Below are 24,694 nucleotides of genomic sequence, written 5' to 3'. Positions count from 1 at the left end.
CCCCCCCCCCCCCCCCCCCCCCCCCCCCCCCCCCCCCCCCCCCCCCCCCCCCCCCCTGCGACCTGGTCCCGCTAGAGGCGCACCCCGTGTCGCCGCAGGTAGGCCACCGGGTCGACGTCGGAGCCGTACCCCTCGCCCGTGCGCACTTCGAAGTGCAGGTGCGGGCCGGTGGTGTTGCCCGTGGAGCCCGAGCGGCCGACCTGGCGGCCCGCGGCCACCGACTGACCGGCACGTACGGTCAGCGAGGACAGGTGGCCGTACTGGGTGTACATGCCGTCGTGGTGCCGGATCACCACCTGATAGCCGTACGCGCCGCCCCAGCCGGCCTCGACGACGGTGCCCGCGGCGACCGCCTTGACGGAGGTGCCGGTGGGTACCGTGAAGTCCTGGCCGGTGTGGTAACCGCTGGCCCAGTGGGATCCGCTGCGGTGGTACGGGGTGCCGAGCGCCCCGCCGACCGGCGCGACGAACGTCCCCGCGGCCGAGGCGGGTGCGGCCCGCCGCTCCGCGGGCTTGGCGCCATTCCCCGGCTTGGCGCTCTTCCCCGGCTTCGCGCTCTTCCCCGGCTTCGCAGGCTTGGCGGCCTTCGCGGGCTCCGCGCCGGGCACGGACAGTTCCTGTCCGGGGAGGATGAGGTCGGGGTCGGCTCCGACGATCCGGCGGTTCACGTCGTAGAGGCGCTGCCAGCCGCCGAGGACGTCCTGCTCCTCGGCGATCCCGGAGAGGGTGTCCCCGCTGACGACCGTGTAGGAGTCGTCCCGCGCCGCGGGGTGACGGTCCGGCTCCGGCTTCCTGTCGGCCCGCTTCCCGGTCTTCTTCTCGCTTCTCCTCACCGGGGCCGCCTGCGCCTCCGGCCCGTCCCCACCGCCGCCCCGAGAGAGCCCGGCGCGCCGCGCGCACACGGGCCACGCCCCGGGGCCCTGCCCGTCCAGGACGCGCTCGGCTATCGCCACCTGCTCTGACCTGGTCGCCAGGTCGGCCTGGGTGGCGAACTTCGTGCCGCCGTAAGCCTTCCACGTCGACTGGGCGAACTGCAGCCCGCCGTAGTAGCCGTTGCCGGTGTTGATGTGCCACTTGCCGCTGCTCTCGCACTGGGCGACCTTGTCCCACGTACCGGCCGTGGCCGCGTCCGCACCCGTGGCGGCGATGAACGGCAGCGCGAGCCCCGCGCCGGATGCGGCGGTGACGGCGACGGCCACCGGCGAGAGCCGGCTCGGCGGCTGGGGTCTGCGGTGGCGACCGCGTACGGGCCGTACGGGCATGGGGAGGACCACCTCTCGGCTCCGGACACACGGCCGTACAAGTACGACAGAGGGATCTTGCCGCCGCAAGGGTGCTTTTGAGACTCTGTCGTCCCAAACCGTGCGGCCCGGAACCGGGTTGGCGCGGGGGGGCTCCCTCAGGACGTGCGGGGCGGCAGCGGGAGCGGCAGACCCGGCAGGCCGTCGAGGCTGACCGCGACGTACGGCTTGCTCACGCAGTAGTCGCTGAAGGACTCCTCGGTCTCGCGGGAGAAGCGCTGGGTGTGCAGCGGCCGTTCCTCCCGGAAGTCCATGAAGGGGACGGCGAATCCGCAGCTGTCGCTGATGCGTTCGGCGGTGACGACAATGACGGCGCGGAGGTCGGTCCGCTTGCGGATGTCGTCGGAGAAGTGCGGGAGCAGGTCGTCCCAGCGCGGGTCGTCGCGGAAGACGGCCTCGCCCCGCCCGTGCACCCGCACGACGGTGGGCGGACCGGCGAAGGCACACCACATCACGGTGATGCGACCGTTCTCCCGCAGGTGGGCGATGGTCTCGGCGCCGCTGCCGCCGAGGTCGGCGTAGGCGAAGGTGCGGTCGTCGAGGAGGGCGAAGGAACCGTCGAGACCCTTGGGCGACAGGTTGACGTGCCCGTCGCCGGACAGGGGCGCGGTGGCGGTGAAGAAGACCTTCTGTTCTTCGATGAAGGCGCGCAGGCGCCCGTCGATGCGTTCGTACGTCTTTCCCATGTCTGTGATTCTGCGGCGCGAGCCCCGGCTCCCGCCGCACCTTTCCGGCCACCGGACGGGTCAGCGCCGCCGGGGACCGCGACCGCGGGGACGCCCGTCCTCGCCGTCCCGGACGGCGATGCCCAGCGCGGCGGCCAGCGCCGGGGCCAGGTCGAGCAGCTGGGCGCTGCCGATGACGGCGCCGCGCAGCGAGTCGTGGCCGTCGGCGAGGTCGAGGCGGGTGGCGCCGCGCAGGTCCGTGGCGTCGAGTTCGGCGCGGCCGAGACGCAGGCGTTCCAGGGCTGTGCCAGGGAAGGAGACGTCCTTGAGGCGGGCGCCGCCGAGGTCGACGTCGCGCAGTACGCAGTCCTCGAAGACGACCTCGTGCAGCCGGGCGGTGCGCAGGTTGACGGAGTCGAACTTGCAGCGCCGGAAGACCACCCGGCGCAGCACCGCGCCGAAGGCCTCGACCCCGGCGAGCACGCAGGAGTCGGCGGTGGCGTCCATCCAGTTCGTCTCGGCGGCCGAGGTGCCGACGAAGCGGTCGCCCTGCAGCCAGACCTCGTTGAAGCGCGCCCGGCGCAGGCTGCCGCGCTCGAAGACGGTGTCGGTGATCGCGCACTCCAGGAAGACGGCACCGCCGGCGTCCTGTTCGCCGAGGGTGAGGCCGTCGAAGCGGACGGTGTCGTAGCGCTCCTCGACGCCCAGCACGGACTCGCCGAACGGCTCCAGCGCCTGCGCGTACGGCAGCTCGGACAGGGATTGCGGTGCCTTGAAGGTCATGGCGGCCACGCTAGGGCGTGTTTCGAAAGTAGCGCCGGCCGCCCGAAGGGCGGGTCCCGCGGCGTCTGGTGCGGTGCATCGCAAGGCGGAGAGTCGTCCTCGTAGTGGGCTACTCGGACGATTCGACAACGCAGCGAGGTGCCGTGCCAGGCGTCGCGGGACAGGCGGGACTTTCGAAACACGCCCTAGTGGCCCGCTGTGACAGCGCCGCCCTTCACGAATATGAACGATTTATCCGTGATGTCTTGCTACGTTGCGTCCCATGACCGCCCCCGCCCCCGGGACCTCGCCGCCGGCCCTCGCCGTGCCCGCCGTCCCGCTGCCCCGGCGCCGGGGCGTCGAGTTCGCACTGCTCGTCGGCGCGGTGCTGATCCCGGTGTACGGCTACTGCGCCGTGGGCCTGGCGCACGAGGGCGCCGTACCGCGGGGCGCGCTCGGCTACGGCGCGGCGGTCGGCGGCCTGGCGCTGGTGGCCCATCTGGCGGTGCGGCTGCGCGCCCCGTACGCCGACCCGCTGCTGCTGCCGATCGGGGTGCTGCTCAACGGCCTCGGCCTGGTCCTGATCTACCGCCTCGACCTGGAGACGCCCGACTCCGCCGCCCCGGCACAGCTGATCTGGTCCGGACTGGGCGTGGCCCTGTTCATCGCGGTCGTCCTGCTGTTGCGCGACTACCGCGCCCTGGCCCGGTACGCGTACCTGAGCGTCGTGGCGGCCCTGGTGCTGATGATCGCGCCGAGCCTCTTCCCCGCCGTGAACGGCGCCCGGATCTGGATCCGGGTCGCGGGCTTCTCCTTCCAGCCCGGCGAGTTCGCGAAGGTGCTGCTGGCGGTGTTCTTCGCGGCGTACCTCGCGGACAACCGCGCCGCGCTCGCCTACGCCGGCCGGCGGATCTGGCGCTTCCGCCGGCTGCAACTGCCGACCGGCCGGGTGCTCGGCCCGGTACTGGCGGTCTGGACGATCAGTCTCGGCGTGCTGGTCATCGAACGCGACCTGGGGACCTCGCTGTTGTTCTTCGGACTCTTCGTGATCCTGCTCTACGTCGCATCAGGCCGCACCGGCTGGATCGCGATCGGGTTGCTGCTGTCGGCGGCCGGCGCCTTCCTCGTCGGCTCACTCGAACCGCACGTGCACTCCAGGGTGGCGGACTGGCTGCACCCCTTCGCCGGCATCGAGGCGGGCCGGGGGCCGGGCCAGCTGGCGCAGTCGCTGTTCGCGTTCTCCGCCGGGGGACTGCTGGGCGCGGGCCTGGGTGAGGGGCACTCGATCCTGATCGGCTTCGCGGCCAAGTCCGACTTCATCCTGGCCACCGCGGGCGAGGAGCTGGGGCTGACCGGGCTGACCGCGCTGTTCCTGCTGTACGGGCTGCTGGTGGCCCGGGGCTACCGGGCGGGGCTGTCGGTCCGCGAGCCGTTCGGCAGGCTGCTGGCCGTGGGGCTGGCCTCGATCGTCGCGCTGCAGGTCTTCGTGATCGCCGGCGGGGTGACGGACCTGATCCCGCTGACCGGGATGGCGATGCCCTTCCTGGCACAGGGGGGTTCGTCGGTCGTCACCAACTGGGTGATCGTGGCGCTGCTCATCCTGCTCAGCGACACCGCCCGCCGGCCGGTGCCCGGCCCGGGCACCGGCCGGACCGCCGCCGGCGGGGCGGACGCGGCGTGACCCCGTACGCCCGCCGCGCGGCGGCGCTGTGCCTGCTGCTCCTCGTCGCCCTGCTGGTGAACGCCATCCGGGTCCAGGTGGTTCGGGCCCCCGCGTACGACGCCAACCCGGCCAACCGGAGGGTGCCGATCGACCGTTACGCGCAGCCGCGCGGCGACATCCTCGTCGGCGGCCGGCCCGTGACCGGCTCCCGGTCCACCGGCGCCCAGCTGGACTGGGTCCGCACCTACGCCGACGGCCCGCTCTACGCGCCCGTGACCGGCTTCTCCTCCCAGACGTACGGCACGGCCCTGCTCGAGGCCGCCGCCGACGACGTCCTCTCGGGCTCCTCTCCCAGCCTGTCCGCGCTCCCGCTGTGGAACGCGATCAGCAGGGCGCCGCGGCGCCCCGGCGACGTCCGCACCACCATCGACCCGGCCGCCCAGGAGGCCGCGTACAAGGCGCTGGGCGGCAAGAAGGGCGCGGTCGCCGCCCTCGACCCGGCGACCGGCCGCATCCTGGCACTGGTCAGCACGCCCTCGTACGACCCGGGCGTGATCGCCGGCACCGGCCCGGAGGCGCTCGGCGCCTGGCACCGGTTCGTCACCGCCGAGGACCAGCCGATGCTCAACCGGGCGCTGCGCCAGACCTACCCGCCGGGTTCGACCTTCAAGACGGTGACCGCGGTCGCGGCGCTCACCTCCGGGGTCGTCACCGACGTCGATGAGCCCACCGACTCCCCGGACCCCTATCCCCTGCCGGGTTCCACGACGACGCTGGGCAACGAGTCGGCGTCCGCGGGCTGCGAGGACGCGCCGCTGAGGTACGCGTACGTCGTCTCCTGCAACACCGTCTTCGGCAAGCTCGGCGACGACGTGGGCCTGCGGGCGATGCGCGAGACGGCGGAGGCCTTCGGCTTCAACGACCCCTCCATCGGCGTCCCCTCGCACCCCGCGGTCAGCGTCTTCGACCGCCGCATGGACCGGGCGCAGCTGGCCCTGTCGTCCATCGGGCAGTACGACACCCGGGCCACCCCGCTGCAGATGGCGATGGTCGCCGCGGCCGTGGCCAACGACGGCACGCTGATGTACCCGCATCTGGTGGACCGGACCACCGACGGCGCCGGCCTTCCGCTGGAGATCACCGGGGAGCGGGCCTACCGGCAGGTGATGGACGCATCCGTGGCGTTCACGATGCAGGACATGATGGTCGCCGTGGTGCGGCACGGCACGGGCCGCAACGCCGCCCTGCCCGGCGTGCTGGTGGGCGGCAAGACGGGCACGGCGCAGCACGGCGAGGACAACCGCAAGAACCCGTTCGCCTGGTTCATCTCCTGGGCGAAGGAGAGCCGCGGGGCCCCGGCGAAGGTCGCCGTCGCCGTCGTCGTGGAGGACGCCGCCGCGGACCGCGCGGACATCAGCGGCGGCGGCGAGGCGGCCCCGGTCGCCCGCGCGGTGATGCGCGCGGTACTGGGGCACTGATCCCGTGCCCGGCCCCGGTCAGTCCTGGGCGCCCAGCGCGATGGCCTCGTCGACCTCGGCCGCCCGTTCGGTCTCCTCCCTGGCGAAGCGCTCGGCGTCGAGCTTCTCGGCGATCTCCTCGTCCTGGGCCATCAGCAGGTCGAGGTCGGAGTCGCCCAGTTCCAGGACGCCCATGTCGACGTAGGCGCGCTGCAGCCGCTCGCCCCACAGCCCGATGTCCTTCACGCACGGCACGATGCGGCTGAACAGCAGCTTGCGGAAGAGCTGCAGGTACTCCGAGCGCTCGCTGAGCTCCTCCGCCTCCTGCCGCGGGATGCCGAAGTCCTCCAGCACCTCGGCGCCGCGCAGCCGGTCGCGCATGAGGTAGCAGCCCTCGATGACGAACTCCTCGCGCTCGCGCAGTTCGGCGTCGGACAACTGCTTGTAGTGGTCGCGCAGCGCCATCCGCCCGAAGGCCACGTGCCGGGCCTCGTCCTGCATGACGTAGGCGAGGATCTGCTTGGGCAGCGGCTTGTCGGTGGTGTCGCGGAGCATGCCGAAGGCGGCGAGTGCCAGGCCCTCGATGAGCACCTGCATGCCCAGGTACGGCATGTCCCAGCGGGAGTCGCGCAGGGTGTCGCCGAGCAGGGCCTGCAGCGAGTCGTTGATGGGGTAGACCATGCCGACCTTCTCGCGCAGGAAACGGGAGTAGATCTCGGCGTGCCGGGCCTCGTCCATCGTCTGGGTCGCGGAGTAGAACTTGGCGTCGAGGTCGGGCACCGACTCCACGATGCGGGCGGCGCAGACCATGGCGCCCTGCTCCCCGTGGAGGAACTGGCTGAACTGCCACGAGGCGTAGGCGCGGCGCATGTCGCGCTTGTTCCGCTCGGACATCTTGTCCCAGTAGGGCGTGCCGTGGACGGTCATGTTCTGGTCCGGCACGCCGAGCGGGTCGTACGGGTCGACCTCGGTGTCCCAGTCGATGCGGGTGACCGCGTCCCACTGCTTGTCCTTGCCCTTCTGGTAGAGGGCCAGCAGCCGGTCGCGCCCGTCGTCGTACTCCCAGGAGAAGCGGGCGGCTCCGGAAGCCGGGATCTCCCACAAGTTGTCCTGCGACGGCATTGGCGTCTCCTCGACTCTTGACGGGCTTGCTGACACACAGTCTCATAAGAGCATGACCGCTGGCACCCCTCTTGCAACGCGTGAAAAAGTGGCGGAGCGGCTGCTCGACGCCTCCGCGAAGCACTCCTTCGACCCCGACACCGAGCTGGACTGGGAGGCCCCGTTCGAGGACGGCGCATGGTTCTGGCCGCCCGAGCTGTGCTCCCTGTACGACACCCCGCTGTGGAAGCACATGTCGCAGGAGCAGCGGATCGAACTGAGCCGGCACGAGGCGGCGTCGCTGGCCTCGGTCGGCATCTGGTTCGAGATCATCCTGATGCAGCTGCTGCTGCGGCACTCCTACGACCTGGACCCCACCAGCGCCCACGTCCGCTACGCGCTGACCGAGATCGCCGACGAGTGCCGCCACTCGAAGATGTTCGCGCGGCTGGTGACCAGGCTCGGCACGCCGGTGTACCGGCCGTCGCGCCTGGACCACAACCTCGGCCGGGTGCTGAAGTCGGTCTCCACCACGCCCGGCTCCTTCACCGGCGCCCTGCTCGCCGAGGAGATCCTCGACTGGATGCAGCGGCTGACCTTCCCGGACGAGCGCGTGCAGCCGCTGACCCGCGGCGTCACCCGCATCCACGTGGTCGAGGAGGCCCGGCACATCCGCTACGCCCGCGAGGAGCTGCGCCGCCAGATGGGCTCGGCGCCGCGCTGGGAGCTCGCCTTCACCCGGGTCGCCTCCGCCGAGGCCGCCCGGGTGATCGCCCGGTCGCTGATCAGCCCGCGGGTGTACGCCTCGGTGGGTCTTGACCCCCGGTACGCCGCCGAGCTGGCCCGCACCAGCCCGCACCGCCGCGACGTGATGCGGCAGGCCGCGCGGAAGCTCATGGACTTTCTGGACGAGATCGGCATGTTCCAGGGCCCGGGCGTACGGCGCATGTGGCGCACCTCGGGGCTTCTCGGGTAGCACGACGCGCGGGCGGATACGCTGGCGTTCATGAACGGCAGTTCGACGCCGGCGCCCGCCGCTCCCGCCTACCGCCGGCTGAGCGTCGAGCAGCGGCGCACCCAGCTGCTCGCCGCCGCGCTGGACCTCTTCGGGCACCGCAGGCCCGAGGACGTCTCGGTCGACGACGTGGCGGCGGCCGCCGGGGTGTCCCGCCCCCTGGTCTACCGCTACTTCCCCGGCGGGAAGCAGCAGCTGTACGAGGCCGCCATGCGGGGCGCCGCCGAGGAACTGCGGACCTGCTTCGCGGAGCCCGCGGAGGGCGGGATGACCCAGCGCCTGTCCAACGCGCTGGACCGCTACCTCGCCTACGTGGACGAGCACGACGCGGCGTACTCGGCACTGCTGCGCGGCGGCAGCGTTGCCGAGACCAGCCGGACCGACGCCATCGTCGACGGGGTCCGGCGTGGCGCGGCCGAGCAGATCCTGATGCACCTGGGCGCACCGCGCCCCGGACCACGGCTGGCGATGATGGTCCGCTCCTGGATCGCGAGCGTCGAGGCGGTCTCGCTGACCTGGCTGGACGAGGGCAAGCAGCCGCCCGCCCAGGAGCTGCGGCGGTGGCTGGTGGACCACTTCGTCGCACTGCTGCTGGTCACTTCCACCACCGACCAGGAGACCGCCGGGGTCGCGCTGGCCGCGCTGGAGCGGGAGTCCGCCGGCAGCCCCGCCGGGGACCTGGCCCGCCGGGTGGCCCCGCTGGCCCAGGCAGTCGCACATCTGCTCCCACCTGCCGTTTCCTGAACGTGACCCGCTCCGCAGGGCCTACTCTGAGCCCGTGAGGCATGAGGACACGGAATTCGTCGGAGGGCCGCTGGACGGCCGCGTGCTGGGGGTGCTGACCGGCATCACCGGGCAGCCTCCGAAGGTGTACGAAGTGCCGGTTCCGCAAGAGGACGGCGCACCCCCTGTTGTGCACATCTATCATCGCGAGCCCAGTCCCGGTCCGCGCGCGCAGCGCCGTACGCGCTGGGTCTTCGTCTACGACCCCGAGGGGAACCGCCCGGGGAAGCCGCGCTGGCCCTGGTCGAAGCCGCGGGCGTGAGCCGCCGGGCGGTCGCGCGCGGGCGGACCGCCGCCGGACGTGATCGGGTGACGAGCCCGCGGGACTTGGCCCGGACGATTGACGGGATTGGCCCGGACCTGTTGCCGCGGATTGTCGCGCTCACTTCTTCCCGCCCCCCAAGGAGCGGCCCTACGGCCCGGGCCCGAACGGCGCCCAGGACCCGCGGGCCGGCGCGCACCTCCCCGGTGATCCACGCACTGCGCAAGGATCTGACGCTCCTTCACGTCCAGGACACAACTCCGGGCGATCATGGGACTGGACGAGCAGTACCACCGGATGGGCGGCGCCGACCTCCACATCGCCATGACCGACATGCCGCTCACCGGCTTCCCGGTCGCGGGCCACACCTCCCGGGCGTTCCCGCCGCCGTCCCGTCGCAGGTGGCCATCGGCCCTCCCGCGAGCAGCAACGCGGGCAACGGCTGGACCACCCCGGCCGAGGTGAACAAGGCGCTCGACTGCCTTACCAGGAAGGTCAACTGCGGCGGCTACGCCACCCACGGCACCTCACCCGCGCTGCACGGCCTGATGACCTGGTCGGTGAACCGGGACAAGTGGCGCTGCGGAATTCCACCGGAACTTCGGCGCCGTTTCGGATGACACCGGACGAACGGGTGGCTGCGCGGCCCGCGGAGCCACCCGTTCCGGCCGGTCCCTCTGTCGCAGCCGACCCGATCATGTAAGGATCTACCCGCAGGTATCGGCCGGACAGGCGGAGGTGACGGTATGTCAGCAGCACACCGACCGATGGAGTGGGTGCGCAGGGCACTCGTCTGCGGGACGCTGCTGGCCGCCGCGGCGCTGGGCATCCCCGCCCAGGCCCACGCCGCGCCCGACGACCCGGTGCCGGACGACCGGACGCTCGTGGTGCTGCTCGAGCAGCTGCAGGACCTCTACCTCAAGGCCGAGCAGGCCACCGAGACCTACGACCAGGCCAAGGCCGAGTTCGAGGAGAACCAGAGCAAGGCCGACCGCCTCGACCGGCAGCTCGCCGAGGAGCGCACCGCGCTCAGCGACGCCCGCGCCCTGGCCGGGCAGCTGGCCCGGGAACAGTACAAGTCCGGCGGCGTCTCCCCGTACCTCAACCTGCTGCTCAGCGACAACCCGCAGGACGCCTTCACCCAGGGACACATGCTCGACCGCGCCGCGGGCAGCCAGGCCGAGCTGGTCGCCCAGCTGGAGAACGGCGAGAAGCGGATCGCCGCGCTCAACCGGGCCCAGCAGCACGCGCTGGACGGCTCGGAGCAGCTGGAGAAGAAGCAGCGCGAGGCCAAGGAGGAGATCGAGCGGCAGCTGGCCGACGTCGAGCGGATCCTCGCCGGCCTGACCGGTGCCCAGATCGAGGACCTCCAGCGGATGGAGCAGCAGGGCATCGACCAGGCGCAGGCGGCCTTCCTGCGCTCCGGCCGGCTCGGCAGCGTGGCGCTCGCGCCCTCGAAGGCCGGCAACAGGGCGCTGAGCTTCGCCTACGCGCAGCTCGGCAAACCCTACGTCTGGGGGGCCGAGGGCCCGAAGGCGTACGACTGCTCGGGCCTGACCTCACGGGCCTGGGAGCACGCGGGCACCACCATCCCGCGCACCAGCCAGGAGCAGTGGAAGCAGCTGCCGCACGTCCCGCTGAACCTGCTGCGCCCCGGCGACCTGGTGGTCTATTTCCCCGGCGCCACGCACGTGGCGATGTACATCGGCAACGGCATGGTCATCCAGGCCCCGCGCCCCGGCGGCGTCGTCAAGATCTCCCCGATCGCCGCCAACCCGGTCCTGGGCGCCGTCCGGCCGGACTCCGGCGACCCGTCGATGAAGCGCTACGTCTCCCCGGTCGCCCCCAAATCGGCCACCGACCCGACGCCGCTCGGCGGCACCTCGCGCTCCTGAGCCGCGGCGGCGCGCCGCGACGGCGGGCCCCGGTCCCGGTGTGACCGGCGCCTCATCGCCATCGGACAGACCTGTCTGTTAGTTTTGCCGCGAGGGGCCCGCCGGGCCCCGGCGAGGATCACGGTGAGCACCATGGCCACGACGGCGAAGCGTCCCCCGGCGCGCGAGCGCATACTGACCACGGCCGAGGCGCTGTTCGCCGCGCACGGCCTGCGCGGCGTGGGGGTCGACCGGATCATCGCCGAGTCGGGCGTGGCCAAGTCCACCCTCTACGTGCACTTCCCCTCCAAGGACGAGCTGGCCGCCGCGTACCTGCGCAGGGTCGACGACTCCTGGCGGGGCAAGCTGCGGGCCGCCGCGCTGGCGGCCGGGGACGACCCCCGCGCGCAGCTGGTGGGCCTGTTCGACGCGGTGGCGGCCTCGTACGAGCGCCACGGCTTCCACGGCTGCCCGTTCATCAACGCCGCCGCGGAGAGCGAGCCGGGCAGTCTGCCGCACGAGGTGACCGCGGCGCACAAGCGGGCCGTCCGGGCATGGGTGCGCGGGCTGGCCGAGGCGGCCGGCGCCGCGGACCCCGACGAACTGGCACTGCAGCTGACCCTGCTCATCGACGGCACCCTGGCCGCGGGCAAGCTCGAGCAGAACCCGGCGATGCCGGCCGCCGCCAAGGCCGCGGCGCGGGCCGCGGTCGACCGGGCCTGCCCGCCCGCCGCCTGATCCCGGCCCCACCCTCGTCCGCACCGTCGACGAGGGCTTCCTCCGACCCGAATCAAACAGACCTGTCTGTTCGAAAGGACATCCGATGACCTCCTCCCGTCCCCCGGTGGACGCCACCATGCGCGCGGTCCTGCTGGAAGAGTTCGGCAGCCCCCTCGTCCTGGGCGCGATCCGCACCCCCGCGCCCGGTCCCGGCCAGGTGCTCGTCCGGATCGCGGCCTCCGGGGTGAACCCTCTGGACACCAAGATCAGCGCCGGGAAGGCCGCCCACGCGCGCACCCGGCCGCCCGCCGTGCTCGGCCTGGACCTGGCCGGCGTGGTCGAGGAGGTCGGTGCGGACGTCACCGGCTTCGCCCCCGGGGACGAGGTCTTCGGCATGACCGGCGGGGTCGGCGACCTGCAGGGCTCCCTCGCCGAGTACGCGGCCGTGGACGCCCGGCTGCTGGCCCGCAAGCCCGCCGCACTGACGATGCGTCAGGCTGCGGCGCTCCCGCTGGTCTTCATCACCGCCTGGGAGGGTCTGGTGGACCGGGCGGGTGTGCACGAGGGACAGAAGGTGCTCGTCCACGGCGGCGCCGGCGGCATCGGTCACGTGGCCGTGCAGCTCGCCAGGGCCCGGGGCGCGGAGGTCTTCGCCACCGGTTCGCCGCGGAACCTGGAGACCATCGCCGCCCTCGGCGCGACCCCGATCGACCGCACCGCCACCCCGGTCGACACCTACGTCGCCGAGCACACCGGTGGCGAGGGCTTCGACATCGTCTTCGACACCGTCGGCGGGGAGACGCTCGACGCCTCCTTCACCGCGGTGCGCACCTACACCGGCCATGTGGTCAGCGCCCTGGGCTGGGGCAGCCACAGCCTCGCGCCGCTGTCCTTCCGCGGGGCCAGCTACTCCGGGGTGTTCACGCTGCTGCCGATGCTCACCGGCCGCGGGCGCGAGCACCACGGCGAGATCCTGCGCGAGGCCGCCGCCCTCGCCGAGGCCGGGGCACTGCGGCCGCTTCTCGACCCGCGGCGCTTCACCCTGGCCACGGCCGCCGAGGCGCACGGTGTGGTCGAGCGCGGCGAGGGCCAGGGCAAGGTCGTCGTGGACGTCGCCGGGTGACGCCTCCCGGCGGTCAGCGGCGGTAGCAGTACGAGTCCGAGGAGGCGTCGCCGCCCTCCAGGCGCGTCTGGTGCACCCGCAGCCCCCGGAAGTCGGGGCCGTGCGGGAAGAAGCCGCCGTCGACGCGGAGCCCGCCGCTGGAGGTGTCGGCGTCGAGCTTGATCATCCACGGGTCGATGCCCTCGGGATAGAACTGCTCGTCCCAGGCGGCGTACAGGGAGTTCGTCACGTACACGCGTCGTCCGTCCCGGCTGAGCTCGACCATCTGCGATCCGCCGGTCAGCGGGACGTCGGGCTCCGCGGGATGCGTCCGCCGGCCGGCGATGCCGCCCAGTCGCACGGACGCGGTCAGCCTCGGCCGGCGCGGGTCGCCCACGTCGTACTGCAGCAGGTCGCCGGTACCCCACGCCGACACGTACAGCCACCGGTCGTCCACCGACAGGTCGATGTCGGTGATCAGCGGGGGCACGGCGCCGAACGGCCGCAGCGCCGGGGGCAGGTCCTCCGCCGGGGCGGGCTCGGCGGGGACGGTGATCACCTTGCGGACCGTGAAGTCCCCGTCCTCGCGGGTCCACAGCCACACCGACGCCGACAGGTCCTCGACGTCGACGACGGTGTTCACGAATCCCCAGGTCGCCTCGGGGTCGTGGGAGGGGCGTAGTTCCAGCACCATCTGGTTCTCGTCCCCCAGGTCGACGCGCTGCAGGTGCCGGCCGGCGTCCAGGTCCCAGAAGTGCACCGCGTGCCCGTAGCGGCGGTCCAGCAGCAGTTCGGGCACCAGCCCGTCCTCGATCATCGAGGGGCTGCCCCACTCGCTGGTCACGGCGATGTTCTGGCGCAGGTGCCACCAGACGTCGTAGGCGAGCCGCTGCGGTCCGCGCTCGCTCTCCCAGGCACGCAGCACGTCGAAGGTCTCGTGGTCCAGCAGCGCCACACCGCCCGGCCCGTCCGCGCCGTCCGCGCCGCCCAGGCAGGACAGGAACACCCCGTCGGGGCCGCAGTGGAGGGTGTGCGGCCGCGAGTACCCGGCCCTGGCGGCCAGTTCCCCCGCCTCGACCACCTTGACCAGGCGCGGGCGGACGGGATCGGGGCCGGTGTCCAGGACGTGCAGCCGGGAGGAGCGCAGCCCCGGGACGATGAGGTAGCGCCGCGCGGCATGGCTGTGGCCGGCGTGGGCCAGCGCGCTGGAGCAGGCGTTCCAGCCGAAGTGGTGCAGTTCGTTGCCCCGGCCGGGCAGCTCGACGTGGGCGGCGACCTGGCCGTACACCGGGGACTTGGGGTCGGTGACGACGGTGAACAGCGCGTCCGGGCGCTGTCCGGCCGGGTCGAAGCCGACGACGTAGGCGAGCTTCTCCGGGGGCGCGGCGATGGCGTCCGCCGGTGTGCGGTACAAGGTGGGGTCCAGATGGCCGTCGCGGTCGTGCTCGGTCGTCGTCATGGCTGTTCCCTCTCCCGTACGGGGCCCTGACCAGGGGCCTTGCGACGGGCAGCCTGGCTCGGCCGTACGGGATCTGTGTGCGGACGCCGGACGGATGTCCCGTATGACGAGCGTTTCACAGCCCCGGGGACCTGCCAAGGCGGGCCCGCGAGCGCCCGCTGGGCCCGCCCCACGCCGGGCCCGGTTGCCGGTACGCGGGCGGCGCCGGACCGGACACCGGGGCCGGCAGTAGGTTGCCGCCTCGTGACTCACGACGACGCCACCGTCGTGTCCCCACCCGTGCGGCCGGCCAAGGGCGAGCCGGTCCTCGTCCCCGAGGCGACGACCGTCGTCGTCGTGGCCGCGCTGGGGGCCTGCTGTGCATCGCCGTGGTGCTGGGACTCGCCTCGATGCAGCGGACACGCCTGGGCCGCTGAGACCGGCGGGCCGTCCGGCGCCGGCGGTGTGCGCCGCCGGCGCCCGGGCCGTCAGGCTCCGGCGGCCGAGGCCAGGTAGGCGGAGGTCGCCGCCGGGTCGTAGAAGTACGACTCGTAGTCCGACGGGTCGTCGAAGCCGTTGGCGAAGCGGTTCGCCACGGCCGGCAGCTGCCCGGCGGCGCCGATCAGGCCCAGGACATGCTCCGGCGGCGGGCCGAGCAGGGCGTTGGTCCACTTGGTGACCGGCTCGGCGGTGGTCCAGAAGCGGGCGAAGGCGGACTCCATCCAGTCCCGGTCGAAGGGCTTGTCGCCCTGCTCGACGATGGCGTCGAGGTAGGCGGCCGCGCACTTGGAGGCGCTGTTGGAGCCCTGGCCGGTGATCGGGTCGTTGGCCACGACGACGTCGGCCACGCCCAGCACCAGCCCGCCGGAGGGCAGTTCCGCCACGGGATGCCGGACCACCGGCGCGAACCGCCCGGCCAGGGTGCCACCGGCGTCCGTGAGCTCGACGTCACGCGCGCGGTCGTACTCCCAAGGGAGATGACGCTCCATCAGTTCCAGAGTGACGCGCAGGTGTTCCCGCGGGTCCTTGACGCCGTCGAAGACGTCGAGCGGACCGCCGGGCAGCCCCTCCCAGAACAGGATGTCGCAGGGGCCGGAGGTGGTGAGGGCCGGGATCACGATCAGTTCGCCGGCTCCGGGCACCATGTTGAGCCGCACCGCGTGGAAGTCGGGGTGCTCCGGGCGCGGGGCGAGGCCGTGCACATAGGCGACGGCCAGCGAACGCTGCGGGCTCTCGTACGGGGAACGCTCCGCGTCCCGGCCGAACATGGAGACCAGCTCGCCCTTGCCCGCCGCGACCATCACCAGGTCGTAGGCCCGGGAGAAGTAGTCCAGGTCGCCGACGGTCACGCCGTGGACGACCAGCTTGCCGCCGCGCTCGACGAAGGTCTCCAGCCAGCCGGCCATCTTCACCCGCTGGTCGACGGACTGCGCGTACGCGTCGAGCCGTCCCACCCAGTCGATGGGGCGTGATCCGTCGGGGGCGGCGACCGAGACGCCCAGCCCCTCGATCCGGGGGGTCTGCTCCTCCCAGAAGTTCAGGCCGAGCTCGCGCTCGTGCCGCAGCGCCGTGCCGAACATGCACTGGGTGGACATGACACGCCCCTGGCGTATCTCGTCCGCCGTGCGGTTGGACATGACGGTGACTTCGTATCCCCGGGACTGCAGCCCCAGGGCCAGCTGGAGCCCGGACTGGCCGGCTCCCACGATCAGTATCTTGCGCAAGGCGGCATGCTCTCTCGTACGGTGCGGCTTGGGTGCGTCCGGTGGGCGTCCCCACGACTCCCCCGGAAGACTGCTACTCCGGCTGGGCGACGAGGGCCTGCTTGACCAGGGCCAGCAGCACCTGGATCACCGACTGGCGGTCGCGGGCGTCGCATATCACCACCGGGATCTCGTCCGGCACGGCGAGCGCCTCGCGGACGTCGATCTCGTCGTAGGCGGTGGTGCCCTCGAAGTGGTTGACCGCCACGGCGTAGGGCAGGCCGCTGCTCTCGAAGTAGTCCAGCGCCGGGAAGGCGTCGGCCAGCCGGCGGGTGTCGGCGAGGACGACCGCGCCGATCGCCCCGCGCACCAGGTCGTCCCACATGAACCAGAAGCGCTGCTGGCCGGGGGTCCCGAACAGGTAGAGCACCAGCTCCCGGTCGAGCGTGATCCGGCCGAAGTCCATCGCCACCGTGGTGGTGGTCTTGTCCGGGGTGGAACCGAGGTCGTCGATGTCCTCACTGGCCCGTGTCATCACCGCCTCGGTGGTGAGCGGGGTGATCTCCGAGACCGCGCCGACGAAGGTGGTCTTGCCGACGCCGAAGCCGCCCGCCACCACGATCTTGGTCGAGGTGGGGGCACGGCTCACGTCCAGCTGCCACTCCTGCAGGCCGTCTTCTTCCGCGAGGGACGGCATGTCAGAGCCTGCGAAGTCCACCGAGCACCCTTTCCAGCAGCGCGCGATCCGGGGCCCCGGGCCCGTGCCCGGTCCCGTACACGCGGATCCTTCCCTGATCGGCCAGGTCGCTGAGCAGCACCCGGACGACACCGAGCGGCATGCGCAGCAGCGCCGAGATCTCCGCCACCGAACGCATCCGCCGGCACAGCTCCACGATGGCCCGCATCTCCGGCATGACGCGCTCGGCCCAGCTGCCCGAGGTCAGCTCCCGGCGCTCGGTGGAGCCGTCGATCGTCGCGACGAAGGTCTCCACCAGCAGCACGTGGCCGAAGGACGTACGGCCGCCGGTCAGCGCGTACGGCCGCACCCGGGCGGCCCTGCGCCCGGCGCCCCGTACCGGGAGCGCGGCGGCGGTCTGGGCCGCGGCGATCAGCGGACGGCGCATCAGCGGCCCCCCTCGATCGCGTGACGCAGCTCCGTACGGAGCGCGGGGGTGAGCGCATGCCCGGCCCGGCCCACGAACAGGGCCATGTGGTAGGCCACCACACTCATGTCGCACTCGGCGTCCGCGCTGACGCCGAGCAGCGAACCGTCCCCGATCGTCATGACGAACACACTGCCGTTCTCCATCGAGACCGCCGTCTGGCGCACGCCGCCGCCGTCCATCAGGCGCGCGGCGCCGTCGGTCAGCGAGGCGATGCCGGAGACCACCGTGGCCAGGTCGGCGGAGGTGCCCGCCGGGCCCTTGGGCCGTTCGGCCGCGCCGTCCGCCGCGTCCTCGTCCGCCGCGCCGGCCTCGTCCTCGGGCTCCGAGGTCAGCAGCAGCAGTCCGTCCGAGGACACGACGGCCACGGAGCGGACCCCGGGCACGTCCTCCACGAAATTGCTCAGCAGCCACTGGAGGCTACGTGCCTCGTGGCTCAGGCCCCGTTCACTCTGGGTGTCCGTACCGGCCGACATCAACCGCGTGCCTCCTCGACGCCTTCGGCTTCGACTTGTTGGTGTCCCCCCGAACTGCCTGCCGTCGCGGCCGCGTCCGCGGCCGTCCTCGGGGCGGGCAGGCCGCGCCGGATCTCCCGCGTCTCGGCCTCGGCCTCCGCCCGGCCGTCGCGCAGGCCCCGGGCGAAGCCGCCGAGCTTGCGCCGCAGCTCCTCCGGGTCGACGCCGCCGCCCTGCCGGGCCCGTCCGCGGACCTGCGGTTCACCCGAGAGCCCCGTGGACCGTGGCACCCGCTGCGGAAGCCCCTTGGCGGTGAGCCCCGCGCCCTCCGGCACCCGCGCGGAGTCCGGTGCGGGCGCCGCGGGCGAAGTCGCGGGCGCCTCGGCCGGTGCCGGCGCGGCTTCCGGTGCGGGGGCGGGCTGGTCGGCGCGGGCGTGCTCGACGGCGTGGCCCCCGGGCCCGGTTGTGTCGCCCGGCCCGGGCGCCGGCTCCCACACGGGCTCCACGGCCGCCGGTGCCGTCCGCTCCGGCTCCCCGGCCCGCTCCTCGCGCGCACGCCGCTGCGCCTCGCGCGGCCGCCACGGCTCGCCCGCGACGGCCGCCTCCACCGGGGTCTGCGGGCCTTCCGGGTCCTGCGCGGGAGCGGTGAGCGCCGCGGGGACGACCACCACGGCGGTGGTGCCGCCGCGCTTGGCGTCGCGGAGCTGGACGCGGATGCCGTGCCGGGCGGCGAGCCGGGCGACGACGTGGACGCCGATGCCGGTGGCCTCCGCACCGGAGGCGTGCTCCGCGGGATCCGCCTCGGTCAGCAGCGCGTTGAGCTCGTCCAGCCGGGCCGTGGGGATGCCGATGCCCTGGTCCTCGACCGACAGCATCAGCTCGCCGCTCTCCAGCGTCCAGCCGGACAGCTCCACCTCGGTCTCCGGCGGGGAGAACGCGGCCGCGTTCTCCAGGAGCTCGGCGATCAGGTGGCTGAGGTCGTCGCAGGCGAAGCCGGCGATGCGTCCCGCGGGCAACTGCTGGATGCGGACCCGCTCGTACTTGTCGATCTCGGAGACCGCGGCGCGCGCCACGTCGACCAGCGGGACGGGCTTGGGGTGTGCGTGGCCGTGCTCGGCGCCGGCGAGCAGCAGCAGGTTCTCGCTGTTGCGGCGCATCCGGGTGGCCAGGTGGTCCAGCCTGAACAGCTGGGCGAGCTCGTCCGGGTCGTGGACGAGTTCCTCCAGTCGCTCGATCAGCGTGAGCTGGCGCTCGACCAGACCGAGGGTGCGCATCGTCAGGCTGACGTAGGTGCCGTGCACGTCGCCCCGCAGGGTGCCCAGGCGCGCGGTGAGTGCCTCCTGCCGGCCGTGCAGCGCGTCGCGTTCCGCGGCGAGGGCGTCCCGTACGCCCTGGAGCCTGGTGTGCTCCGCGTCCTGATCGGCGACGCGCCCGCGCAGCCCGGCGACCTCGGCGCGGAGCGCGTTGACGGCCCGGGCCGTCGCCGCGAACTCGTCGGAGCCGACGACTCTGACCTGTTCCCCGGCGGGGACGTCCCCACGGGCGAAGCGGCCCAGCGCGGCGGCCGGCCGGGTGATCGAGCGGGCCGTGGAGACGCCGACACCGAGAACGAGCAGGAAGCACACCGAGGCGAGGGCGACGTGGAGTTCGAGGGCCGTCACGTCGTCGTCGCGCAGCGCGGCGAGCCGGTCGGCGGCGGCGGCCGCGAGCGAGGACTCGACGCCGCGCATCATGTCGACCCGCGCCGAGAGCGCCGCCTGGACCGCTCCCGGCTTCAGCGCGTGGTCGGCGGCGGACAGCGAGGAGCCGTTCAGCAGTTGCTTCAGGCGCTTGTCGGCCAGGTTGACGTCGGAGCCGGTGACCGTCTGGTCGTACTGCTCGACCGCGGCCCGCGAGGCACCGCCGCGGAAGCCGGCGAGCGCGGACCGCTCGCTGACGGCGGCGGTCTGCGCGGCGCCGACCAGGTCGGACTGCTCGCCGCCCGCGGTGAGCGCGCCGACCAGCAGGCCGCGCTGGACGGAAGCCTGGTCGACGGCGCGGGCGAGGTCGGGCAGCGCGGTGGTGTCGGCGGAGGCACCGCGGGCGGGCAGCGAGCGGGCGACGGCGGAGCCGACCCCGTTCAGCGCCCGGATCACCGGGTCGTAGGCCGCGACGACCGCCTCGGCGGAGCCGGGGCCGGGGCCGGAGAGCACCTTCCGCCGGACGGCGGGCAGTTCCCGAAGCTGCCGGACGACCTCGGCGGTCGCGTCGGCGAAGGCCGGGGCGTCGTCGGTGTCGGCGTCGGCCGCCGCCGCCAGCACCTCCTCGGTCTGGCGGTCGACCCGCTGCCGCTGGGTCCCGGAGACACCCGTGCCGCCCTCGGCGGAACGGCCGCCGGCCACGTGGACGGCCATGCCGTCGCGTTCGTCTGCCAGGGCGTGGGACAACGAGACCGCCTGGGCCTCCAGCCGTGCCATGCCCACCAGCCGCTGGGACTCGGCCAGATCGCGCACGCCGGTGGCCACGCCCGGAGCGGACGCGGCCAGGACCGTGACGGCGCAGATCAGCAGGGCGCCCAGCAGTCTCTGCCGTACGCGCTTGGTCCGCGGGTTACGTCGTGTTCGCACCGGTGCTCGCTATCCCGTCTCGCCTGTCAACTGGTCTCGAGATGACGACACATCGGCCGAGCGCCGAGCGCCGAGCACGGCAACGTCTGGCCTCATCCCGGCATCGTCCCGACCTTCTCAGGCCGGCCCGGAATGCGGATGTGCGTCCCCCGCCCCGACACTCGAACGAGTGAATCGCACCGACAAGTTGACGTTCAACTCCCCGACTGGATCGTTACGCGTGCGTCTGCCGGTCGGCCGGATCCGGAACTGGCATCGGAGCCGCCGCCCTGGCAGGATGCGCACCTTCACTCACCGGTAACCCCCGGTGACCACCCCCGGGGTTCGAACAGCTCCCCCGGGCGGTTGCTGGAGACTGGCCGCATGCGCATCGAGACGGCGACCGAGCCCGGCAGCCCCGGACGCCCCAACGAGGACTTCGTCGCGGTGGCCATGCCCGCGTCAGGCGGCGGCGGTTCACTGGTCCTGCTGGACGGCGTGACCCCTCCCGACGGCCTCACCGGATGCCGTCACGACGTCCCCTGGTACGTCGCCCACCTGGGCGGATCCATGATCGAACTGTCCGTTTCGCCCGCGGCCCCGAGCCTGGCGGAGTGTCTCGCGGAATCCCTCCGGCGCACTGCCGACGCGCACCGCGACACCTGTGACCTTTATCACCGTCGCACCCCGCAGGCGACCGTGGTGGCGGTCCGCTGGAATGCGGACACCCTGGAGCATCTGGTGCTATCCGACTCGGTGTTGCTCATCGAGGACACCGTAGGTCACGTCGGTGCCGTGCTCGACGACCGGCTGCGCCGGCTGCCCGGTCCGGTGCCCGCGCTGCGCGCCGCGGTGCGTGCCCTGCCGCGCGGCACCGCCGCCCGCGCCGCGGCGGCGGCGGAGTACGGGCGGGCGGTGGAGGCCCTGCGCAACGTCGAGGGCGGCTTCTTCACCGCGGCGGCGGACCCCGCGGTCGCGGCACGCGCCGTCACCGGCACCCGGCCGCGCTCGCAGGTCCGCGCGGTCGCGGCCCTGACGGACGGCGCCGCCCGGCTGGTCGAGGTCTTCCACGAGCAGGACTGGCGGGGCACGTTCACGCTGCTGCGCAAGGCCGGCCCCGAGGAGCTCCTGCGGCGCGTGCGCGCCGCGGAGCACGCGGACCCGGAAGGCATCCACTTCCCGCGCGGCAAGGCACGCGACGACGCGACCGCGGTGTTCGCCCGGTGGTGACGGCGGCATGGCGTACGCCGGGCGCAGGACCACACGGGTCGGGGACCCCACGGGTCGGGCGCTACGCGCTCTCCTGCTCCTGCGAGGCGTTCAGCTGGCCCAGCAGCCGGGCCAGTTCCCGCAGTTCGTCCCGGTCCCAGCCGCTGAGGCGGTTGACGTAGCGCGCCCGGCGGGCCTGGCGGACGCGTGAGAAGCGCTCGGCGCCCTCCGTGGTGAGCTGCACCAGGAAGGCCCGGCCGTCGGCGGGGTCGGGCTCGCGCCGGATGAGCCCGAGCACCTCCAGGGCGCGCAGTTGACGGCTCATCGTGGCCTTGCCGACGCCGAAGTAGCCGGCGAGCACGGTGGCCCGCTCGGGGCCGGTCTCGGCGAGCCTGGCGAGAATCCCGTACGCCGCGGGCTCCAGGTCCGGGTGGACCTCGCGGGCCATCTCGCCGGAGGAGGCGCGGGCACGCCGCAACAGGACGGTGAGCTCGCGTTCGAGCGCCTCCATCACGGGGTCCGCCTCCCTGGGGGAGCCGGCGGTTCCGGCCACCTGGTCACCCGCCTTCCGTCGTGAGAACTACTCGTCTCCGGCCGCCGTACGCGCAGCGTCCCCAGTATTTCGCAGGCGTGCACCAACGGCGTGACCAGGGGCCCTTCCGCGTCCGGTGTCCCGGCGACCGGCCCGCGCCCGCCGCGGGCCGCACGCACGGGAGCGGCCCCTCCTCAGGCCGTGGGAGGGGCCGCTGTCCATTCACCCGGTCAGGGGCCTCGGCTCAGGCCGCGACCGAGGCCTCCAGGCCGGAGTCCGCCTCGGTGACGGCGGGCACCAGGGCCAGCTTCAGCACGTGCCGGACGTCCGAGACCGCGTGGACCTCCAGCTTCTCCAGGACCTCGGCGGGGACGTCGTCCAGATCCGCCTCGTTCCTCTTGGGGATCACCACGGTGGTGATCCCGGCACGGTGCGCCGCCAGCAGCTTCTGCTTGACGCCACCGATCGGCAGCACACGCCCGGTCAGCGACACCTCGCCGGTCATCGCCACGTCGTCACGGACCCGGCGCCCCGACAGGAGCGAGGCCAGCGCCGTGGTCATGGTGATGCCCGCGCTCGGCCCGTCCTTGGGAACCGCGCCCGCCGGGACGTGCAGGTGGACGCCGCGCTCCTTCAGGTCACCGACCGGCAGCTCCAGTTCGGCGCCGTGCGAGCGCAGGAAGGAGAGCGCGATCTGCGCGGACTCCTTCATCACGTCGCCCAGCTGGCCGGTGAGCTGCAGTCCGCTGCCGCCGGTCTCCGGGTCGGCCAGCGACGCCTCGATGTAGAGGACGTCACCGCCCGCGCCGGTCACCGCCAGACCCGTGGACACGCCCGGCACCGCCGTGCGCCGCTCCTGCGGGTCCTGCGCGGACTCCGGCACGTGGTGCGGCCGCCCGATGAGCTCGCGCAGGTCCTCCGGGGTCACGGTGTACGGCAGCTCGCGCTCGCCGAGCTCGTGCTTGGCGGCGACCTTCCGCAGGATGCGGGCGATCGACCGCTCCAGGGTGCGCACCCCCGCCTCGCGGGTGTACTCCCCGGCCAGCCTGCGCAGGGCCGCGTCGTCGACCGTCACCTCGTCCTCGCCGAGCCCGGCCAGCTCGCGCTGGCGCGGCAGCAGGTGGTCACGGGCGATGACGACCTTCTCGTCCTCGGTGTAGCCGTCCAGCCGCACCAGCTCCATGCGGTCCAGCAGCGGCTCCGGGATGGCCTCCAGGACGTTGGCGGTGGCGAGGAACACCACGTCGCTCAGGTCCAGCTCGACCTCCAGGTAGTGGTCCCGGAAGGTGTGGTTCTGCGCCGGGTCCAGGACCTCCAGCAGGGCCGCGGCCGGGTCGCCGCGGTAGTCGGAGCCGACCTTGTCGATCTCGTCCAGCAGGACCACCGGGTTCATCGACCCGGCCTCCTTGATGGCGCGGACGACACGGCCGGGCAGCGCGCCCACGTAGGTGCGCCGGTGGCCGCGGATCTCCGCCTCGTCGCGGACGCCGCCGAGCGCGACGCGCACGAACTTGCGCCCCATGGCGCGGGCCACGGACTCGCCGAGCGAGGTCTTGCCGACGCCGGGCGGGCCCACCAGGGCCAGCACCGCGCCTCCGCGACGGCCGCCGACGACCCCGAGTCCGCGGTCGGTGCGGCGCTTGCGCACGGCCAGGTACTCGGTGATGCGTTCCTTCACGTCCTCCAGGCCCGCGTGGTCGGCGTCCAGCACCGCCCGCGCGCCGGGGATGTCGTAGGCGTCCTGGGTCGTGGTGTTCCACGGCAGCTCCAGGACGGTGTCCAGCCAGGTGCGGATCCAGCTGCCCTCGGGGGACGCGTCGCTGGACCGCTCCAGCTTCTCGACCTCCTTCAGGGCGGCCTCGCGCACCTTCTCGGGCAGGTCGGCGGCCTCGACGCGGGAACGGTAGTCGTCCGCCTCGTCCTCCGGGTCGCCGTTCAGCTCGGCCAGCTCCTTGCGGACGGCCTGCAGTTGCTGGCGGAGCAGGAACTCGCGCTGCTGCTTCTCCATGCCCTCCTGGACGTCCTTGCGGATGGTCTCGGCGACGTCCTGCTCGGCCAGGTGGTCGCGCAGCCACTGCGTGGCCAGCCGCAGCCGGGCGACCGGGTCCAGGGTCTCCAGCAGCTCGATGCGCTGCTTGGTGGTCAGGAAGCCGGAGTAGCCGGCGTTGTCGGCGAGCTGCGAGACGTCCTCGATCTGCTGGACGCGGTCCACGACCTGCCAGGCGCCCCGCTTGCGCAGCCAGCTGGTGGCCAGCGCCTTGTATTCCTTCATGAGCTCCGCGACGGTGCCGGGGGCCTCGGCCGGTGCGGGCTCGGAGAGCTCGGTGCCCTCCACCCACAGGGCGCCGCCGGGGCCCGTCGTGCCTGCGCCGATGCGCACGCGGCTCACGGCACGGAGCACGGCACCGGGATCGCCGTCCGACAGGCGTCCCACCTGCTCGACGGTGCCCAGTGTGCCGACGCCCACGTAGTCCCCGTCGACCCGGGGAACGAGCAGGACCCGCGGCTTGTTGCCGAGACCGGGCCGACCGGACCGCTGTGCGGCCTGGGCGGCCTCGACCGCGGCCCGCGCCTCGGCGTCGGTCAGGTCCACCGGCACGACCATGCCGGGCAGGACCACCGCGTCGTCGAGGGGCAGCACGGGCAGGGTGAGCGGCGCGAACGCCGACGAAGACGATTGAGCCATTATCTCTCCCTAAGCAATGAAGTTGAGCTACACAGGCTCAATGCATCTGATGCCCTCGGTGTTCCCCAGGCCGCGTTCGCTCTGAGCGATCAGCCGCGGCGCGCACCGTGTCGACGGCGACACCGACGGCATCGGCGTCTGCGCGGCCCGCCCGTCGGCGCCCGGCGCGGGCGAACCGGGAGCACGTGTCCGGAGACCGGCTGTTCCGAGCCGGGCGG

The 24,694-nt window shown here is 73.2% G+C and carries 21 protein-coding genes and 1 pseudogene; 10 read left to right on the top strand and 12 right to left on the bottom strand.

All coding sequences use genetic code 11. The features are described from left to right. Window positions 1–71: 71 nt before the first annotated feature. The 3 genes from ACRWNP_RS31550 to ACRWNP_RS31540 all read right to left on the bottom strand — a co-directional run bounded on the left by ACRWNP_RS31550 (window position 72) and on the right by ACRWNP_RS31540 (window position 2,749). Window positions 72–1,262 carry a transglycosylase family protein gene (locus ACRWNP_RS31550; protein WP_431967435.1) on the bottom strand — a complete coding sequence of 397 codons (1,191 nt, stop codon included), beginning with the start codon at window positions 1,260–1,262 and terminating at the stop codon, window positions 72–74. A 137-nt stretch (window positions 1,263–1,399) separates the two neighbouring features. Further along, window positions 1,400–1,987, bottom strand: coding sequence for a pyridoxamine 5'-phosphate oxidase family protein (locus ACRWNP_RS31545; protein WP_431967433.1), 588 nt, complete (start codon window positions 1,985–1,987; stop codon window positions 1,400–1,402). A 60-nt stretch (window positions 1,988–2,047) separates the two neighbouring features. Then, window positions 2,048–2,749, bottom strand: coding sequence for a pentapeptide repeat-containing protein (locus ACRWNP_RS31540; protein WP_431967431.1), 702 nt, complete (start codon window positions 2,747–2,749; stop codon window positions 2,048–2,050). A gap of 262 nt (window positions 2,750–3,011) precedes the next feature. On the opposite strand from ACRWNP_RS31540, the gene ACRWNP_RS31535 reads away from it, so the two are divergent. Then, window positions 3,012–4,409, top strand: a complete 1,398-nt coding sequence (locus ACRWNP_RS31535; protein ID WP_431967429.1) for an FtsW/RodA/SpoVE family cell cycle protein — start codon at window positions 3,012–3,014, stop codon at window positions 4,407–4,409. Beyond that, window positions 4,406–5,869 (top strand): penicillin-binding transpeptidase domain-containing protein, encoded by a 1,464-nt coding sequence (locus ACRWNP_RS31530; RefSeq protein ID WP_431967427.1) that lies wholly within the window; start codon window positions 4,406–4,408, stop codon window positions 5,867–5,869. Before ACRWNP_RS31535 ends, ACRWNP_RS31530 begins: the two co-directional genes overlap by 4 nt. A gap of 18 nt (window positions 5,870–5,887) precedes the next feature. On the opposite strand, the gene ACRWNP_RS31525 is transcribed toward ACRWNP_RS31530, so the two are convergent. Next, window positions 5,888–6,970: a ferritin-like domain-containing protein gene (locus tag ACRWNP_RS31525; protein WP_431967425.1), complete on the bottom strand. Its 1,083-nt coding sequence runs from the start codon at window positions 6,968–6,970 to the stop codon at window positions 5,888–5,890. 52 nt (window positions 6,971–7,022) lie between these two features. Here ACRWNP_RS31525 and ACRWNP_RS31520 point away from each other — a divergent pair, with 52 nt between their 5' ends. From ACRWNP_RS31520 to ACRWNP_RS31490, 7 genes and pseudogenes are all read left to right on the top strand, one after another. Continuing rightward, window positions 7,023–7,925 carry an AurF N-oxygenase family protein gene (locus ACRWNP_RS31520; RefSeq protein ID WP_431967423.1) on the top strand — a complete coding sequence of 301 codons (903 nt, stop codon included), beginning with the start codon at window positions 7,023–7,025 and terminating at the stop codon, window positions 7,923–7,925. A 30-nt stretch (window positions 7,926–7,955) separates the two neighbouring features. Continuing rightward, the gene (locus ACRWNP_RS31515; protein WP_431967421.1) at window positions 7,956–8,708 is read left to right on the top strand and encodes a TetR/AcrR family transcriptional regulator; all 753 of its coding nucleotides are present in this window, start codon (window positions 7,956–7,958) and stop codon (window positions 8,706–8,708) included. A 34-nt stretch (window positions 8,709–8,742) separates the two neighbouring features. Further along, window positions 8,743–9,009, top strand: coding sequence for a hypothetical protein (locus tag ACRWNP_RS31510; RefSeq protein ID WP_431967419.1), 267 nt, complete (start codon window positions 8,743–8,745; stop codon window positions 9,007–9,009). A gap of 151 nt (window positions 9,010–9,160) precedes the next feature. Beyond that, window positions 9,161–9,612 (top strand): annotated as a pseudogene (locus ACRWNP_RS31505) (chitinase); the annotation flags it as partial. Window positions 9,613–9,755: 143 nt separating this feature from the next. After that, window positions 9,756–10,904, top strand: coding sequence for an NlpC/P60 family protein (locus ACRWNP_RS31500; RefSeq protein ID WP_431967417.1), 1,149 nt, complete (start codon window positions 9,756–9,758; stop codon window positions 10,902–10,904). A gap of 132 nt (window positions 10,905–11,036) precedes the next feature. Next, a complete protein-coding gene (locus ACRWNP_RS31495) occupies window positions 11,037–11,621 on the top strand; it encodes a TetR/AcrR family transcriptional regulator (RefSeq protein WP_431967415.1) in 585 nt (194 codons plus the stop codon). An 85-nt stretch (window positions 11,622–11,706) separates the two neighbouring features. Then, a complete protein-coding gene (locus ACRWNP_RS31490) occupies window positions 11,707–12,726 on the top strand; it encodes a zinc-dependent alcohol dehydrogenase family protein (protein ID WP_431967413.1) in 1,020 nt (339 codons plus the stop codon). 13 nt (window positions 12,727–12,739) lie between these two features. Here the strand turns inward: ACRWNP_RS31490 and ACRWNP_RS31485 are convergent, their stop codons facing one another. The 6 genes from ACRWNP_RS31485 to ACRWNP_RS31460 all read right to left on the bottom strand — a co-directional run bounded on the left by ACRWNP_RS31485 (window position 12,740) and on the right by ACRWNP_RS31460 (window position 20,070). After that, a complete protein-coding gene (locus ACRWNP_RS31485; protein WP_431967411.1) occupies window positions 12,740–14,164 on the bottom strand; it encodes a selenium-binding protein SBP56-related protein in 1,425 nt (474 codons plus the stop codon). 467 nt (window positions 14,165–14,631) lie between these two features. After that, window positions 14,632–15,867, bottom strand: a complete 1,236-nt coding sequence (locus tag ACRWNP_RS31480) for a styrene monooxygenase/indole monooxygenase family protein (RefSeq protein ID WP_431967409.1) — start codon at window positions 15,865–15,867, stop codon at window positions 14,632–14,634. Window positions 15,868–15,940: 73 nt separating this feature from the next. Beyond that, window positions 15,941–16,543, bottom strand: a complete 603-nt coding sequence (locus tag ACRWNP_RS31475) for a GTP-binding protein (protein WP_431967407.1) — start codon at window positions 16,541–16,543, stop codon at window positions 15,941–15,943. A 1-nt stretch (window position 16,544) separates the two neighbouring features. Beyond that, window positions 16,545–16,970 (bottom strand): DUF742 domain-containing protein, encoded by a 426-nt coding sequence (locus ACRWNP_RS31470; RefSeq protein WP_431967405.1) that lies wholly within the window; start codon window positions 16,968–16,970, stop codon window positions 16,545–16,547. After that, window positions 16,970–17,485, bottom strand: coding sequence for a roadblock/LC7 domain-containing protein (locus ACRWNP_RS31465; RefSeq protein ID WP_431967403.1), 516 nt, complete (start codon window positions 17,483–17,485; stop codon window positions 16,970–16,972). Before ACRWNP_RS31465 ends, ACRWNP_RS31470 begins: the two co-directional genes overlap by 1 nt. After that, entirely contained in the window at window positions 17,485–20,070 is a 2,586-nt protein-coding gene (locus tag ACRWNP_RS31460) for a sensor histidine kinase (protein ID WP_431967402.1), read from the bottom strand. The genes ACRWNP_RS31465 and ACRWNP_RS31460 overlap by 1 nt, the downstream gene beginning before the upstream one ends. A gap of 363 nt (window positions 20,071–20,433) precedes the next feature. On the opposite strand from ACRWNP_RS31460, the gene ACRWNP_RS31455 reads away from it, so the two are divergent. Further along, complete coding sequence (locus ACRWNP_RS31455; protein WP_431967401.1) at window positions 20,434–21,279, top strand: hypothetical protein; 846 nt, start codon at window positions 20,434–20,436, stop codon at window positions 21,277–21,279. A 61-nt stretch (window positions 21,280–21,340) separates the two neighbouring features. On the opposite strand, the gene ACRWNP_RS31450 is transcribed toward ACRWNP_RS31455, so the two are convergent. After that, window positions 21,341–21,769, bottom strand: coding sequence for a MarR family winged helix-turn-helix transcriptional regulator (locus ACRWNP_RS31450; protein ID WP_431967437.1), 429 nt, complete (start codon window positions 21,767–21,769; stop codon window positions 21,341–21,343). Window positions 21,770–22,034: 265 nt separating this feature from the next. After that, window positions 22,035–24,476 (bottom strand): endopeptidase La, encoded by a 2,442-nt coding sequence (gene lon, locus ACRWNP_RS31445; RefSeq protein WP_431967399.1) that lies wholly within the window; start codon window positions 24,474–24,476, stop codon window positions 22,035–22,037. Window positions 24,477–24,694 lie beyond the last annotated feature (218 nt).

Source organism: Actinacidiphila sp. bgisy160, from assembly GCF_965342435.1.
GTDB lineage: Bacteria > Actinomycetota > Actinomycetes > Streptomycetales > Streptomycetaceae > Actinacidiphila.
Note: the sequence above shows the minus strand (reverse complement) of the source record. Positions and strands in the feature narration are given on the sequence as shown.

Coding starts and splice junctions, on each gene's coding strand:
- ACRWNP_RS31550 (WP_431967435.1), bottom strand. CDS start 1,262: ATGCCCGTACGGCCCGTACGCGGTCGCCACCGCAGACCCCAGCCGCCG.
- ACRWNP_RS31545 (WP_431967433.1), bottom strand. CDS start 1,987: ATGGGAAAGACGTACGAACGCATCGACGGGCGCCTGCGCGCCTTCATC.
- ACRWNP_RS31540 (WP_431967431.1), bottom strand. CDS start 2,749: ATGACCTTCAAGGCACCGCAATCCCTGTCCGAGCTGCCGTACGCGCAG.
- ACRWNP_RS31535 (WP_431967429.1), top strand. CDS start 3,012: ATGACCGCCCCCGCCCCCGGGACCTCGCCGCCGGCCCTCGCCGTGCCC.
- ACRWNP_RS31525 (WP_431967425.1), bottom strand. CDS start 6,970: ATGCCGTCGCAGGACAACTTGTGGGAGATCCCGGCTTCCGGAGCCGCC.
- ACRWNP_RS31520 (WP_431967423.1), top strand. CDS start 7,023: ATGACCGCTGGCACCCCTCTTGCAACGCGTGAAAAAGTGGCGGAGCGG.
- ACRWNP_RS31515 (WP_431967421.1), top strand. CDS start 7,956: ATGAACGGCAGTTCGACGCCGGCGCCCGCCGCTCCCGCCTACCGCCGG.
- ACRWNP_RS31500 (WP_431967417.1), top strand. CDS start 9,756: ATGTCAGCAGCACACCGACCGATGGAGTGGGTGCGCAGGGCACTCGTC.
- ACRWNP_RS31495 (WP_431967415.1), top strand. CDS start 11,037: ATGGCCACGACGGCGAAGCGTCCCCCGGCGCGCGAGCGCATACTGACC.
- ACRWNP_RS31490 (WP_431967413.1), top strand. CDS start 11,707: ATGACCTCCTCCCGTCCCCCGGTGGACGCCACCATGCGCGCGGTCCTG.
- ACRWNP_RS31485 (WP_431967411.1), bottom strand. CDS start 14,164: ATGACGACGACCGAGCACGACCGCGACGGCCATCTGGACCCCACCTTG.
- ACRWNP_RS31475 (WP_431967407.1), bottom strand. CDS start 16,543: ATGCCGTCCCTCGCGGAAGAAGACGGCCTGCAGGAGTGGCAGCTGGAC.
- ACRWNP_RS31470 (WP_431967405.1), bottom strand. CDS start 16,970: ATGCGCCGTCCGCTGATCGCCGCGGCCCAGACCGCCGCCGCGCTCCCG.
- ACRWNP_RS31465 (WP_431967403.1), bottom strand. CDS start 17,485: ATGTCGGCCGGTACGGACACCCAGAGTGAACGGGGCCTGAGCCACGAG.
- ACRWNP_RS31455 (WP_431967401.1), top strand. CDS start 20,434: ATGCGCATCGAGACGGCGACCGAGCCCGGCAGCCCCGGACGCCCCAAC.
- ACRWNP_RS31450 (WP_431967437.1), bottom strand. CDS start 21,769: ATGGAGGCGCTCGAACGCGAGCTCACCGTCCTGTTGCGGCGTGCCCGC.
- lon (WP_431967399.1), bottom strand. CDS start 24,476: ATGGCTCAATCGTCTTCGTCGGCGTTCGCGCCGCTCACCCTGCCCGTG.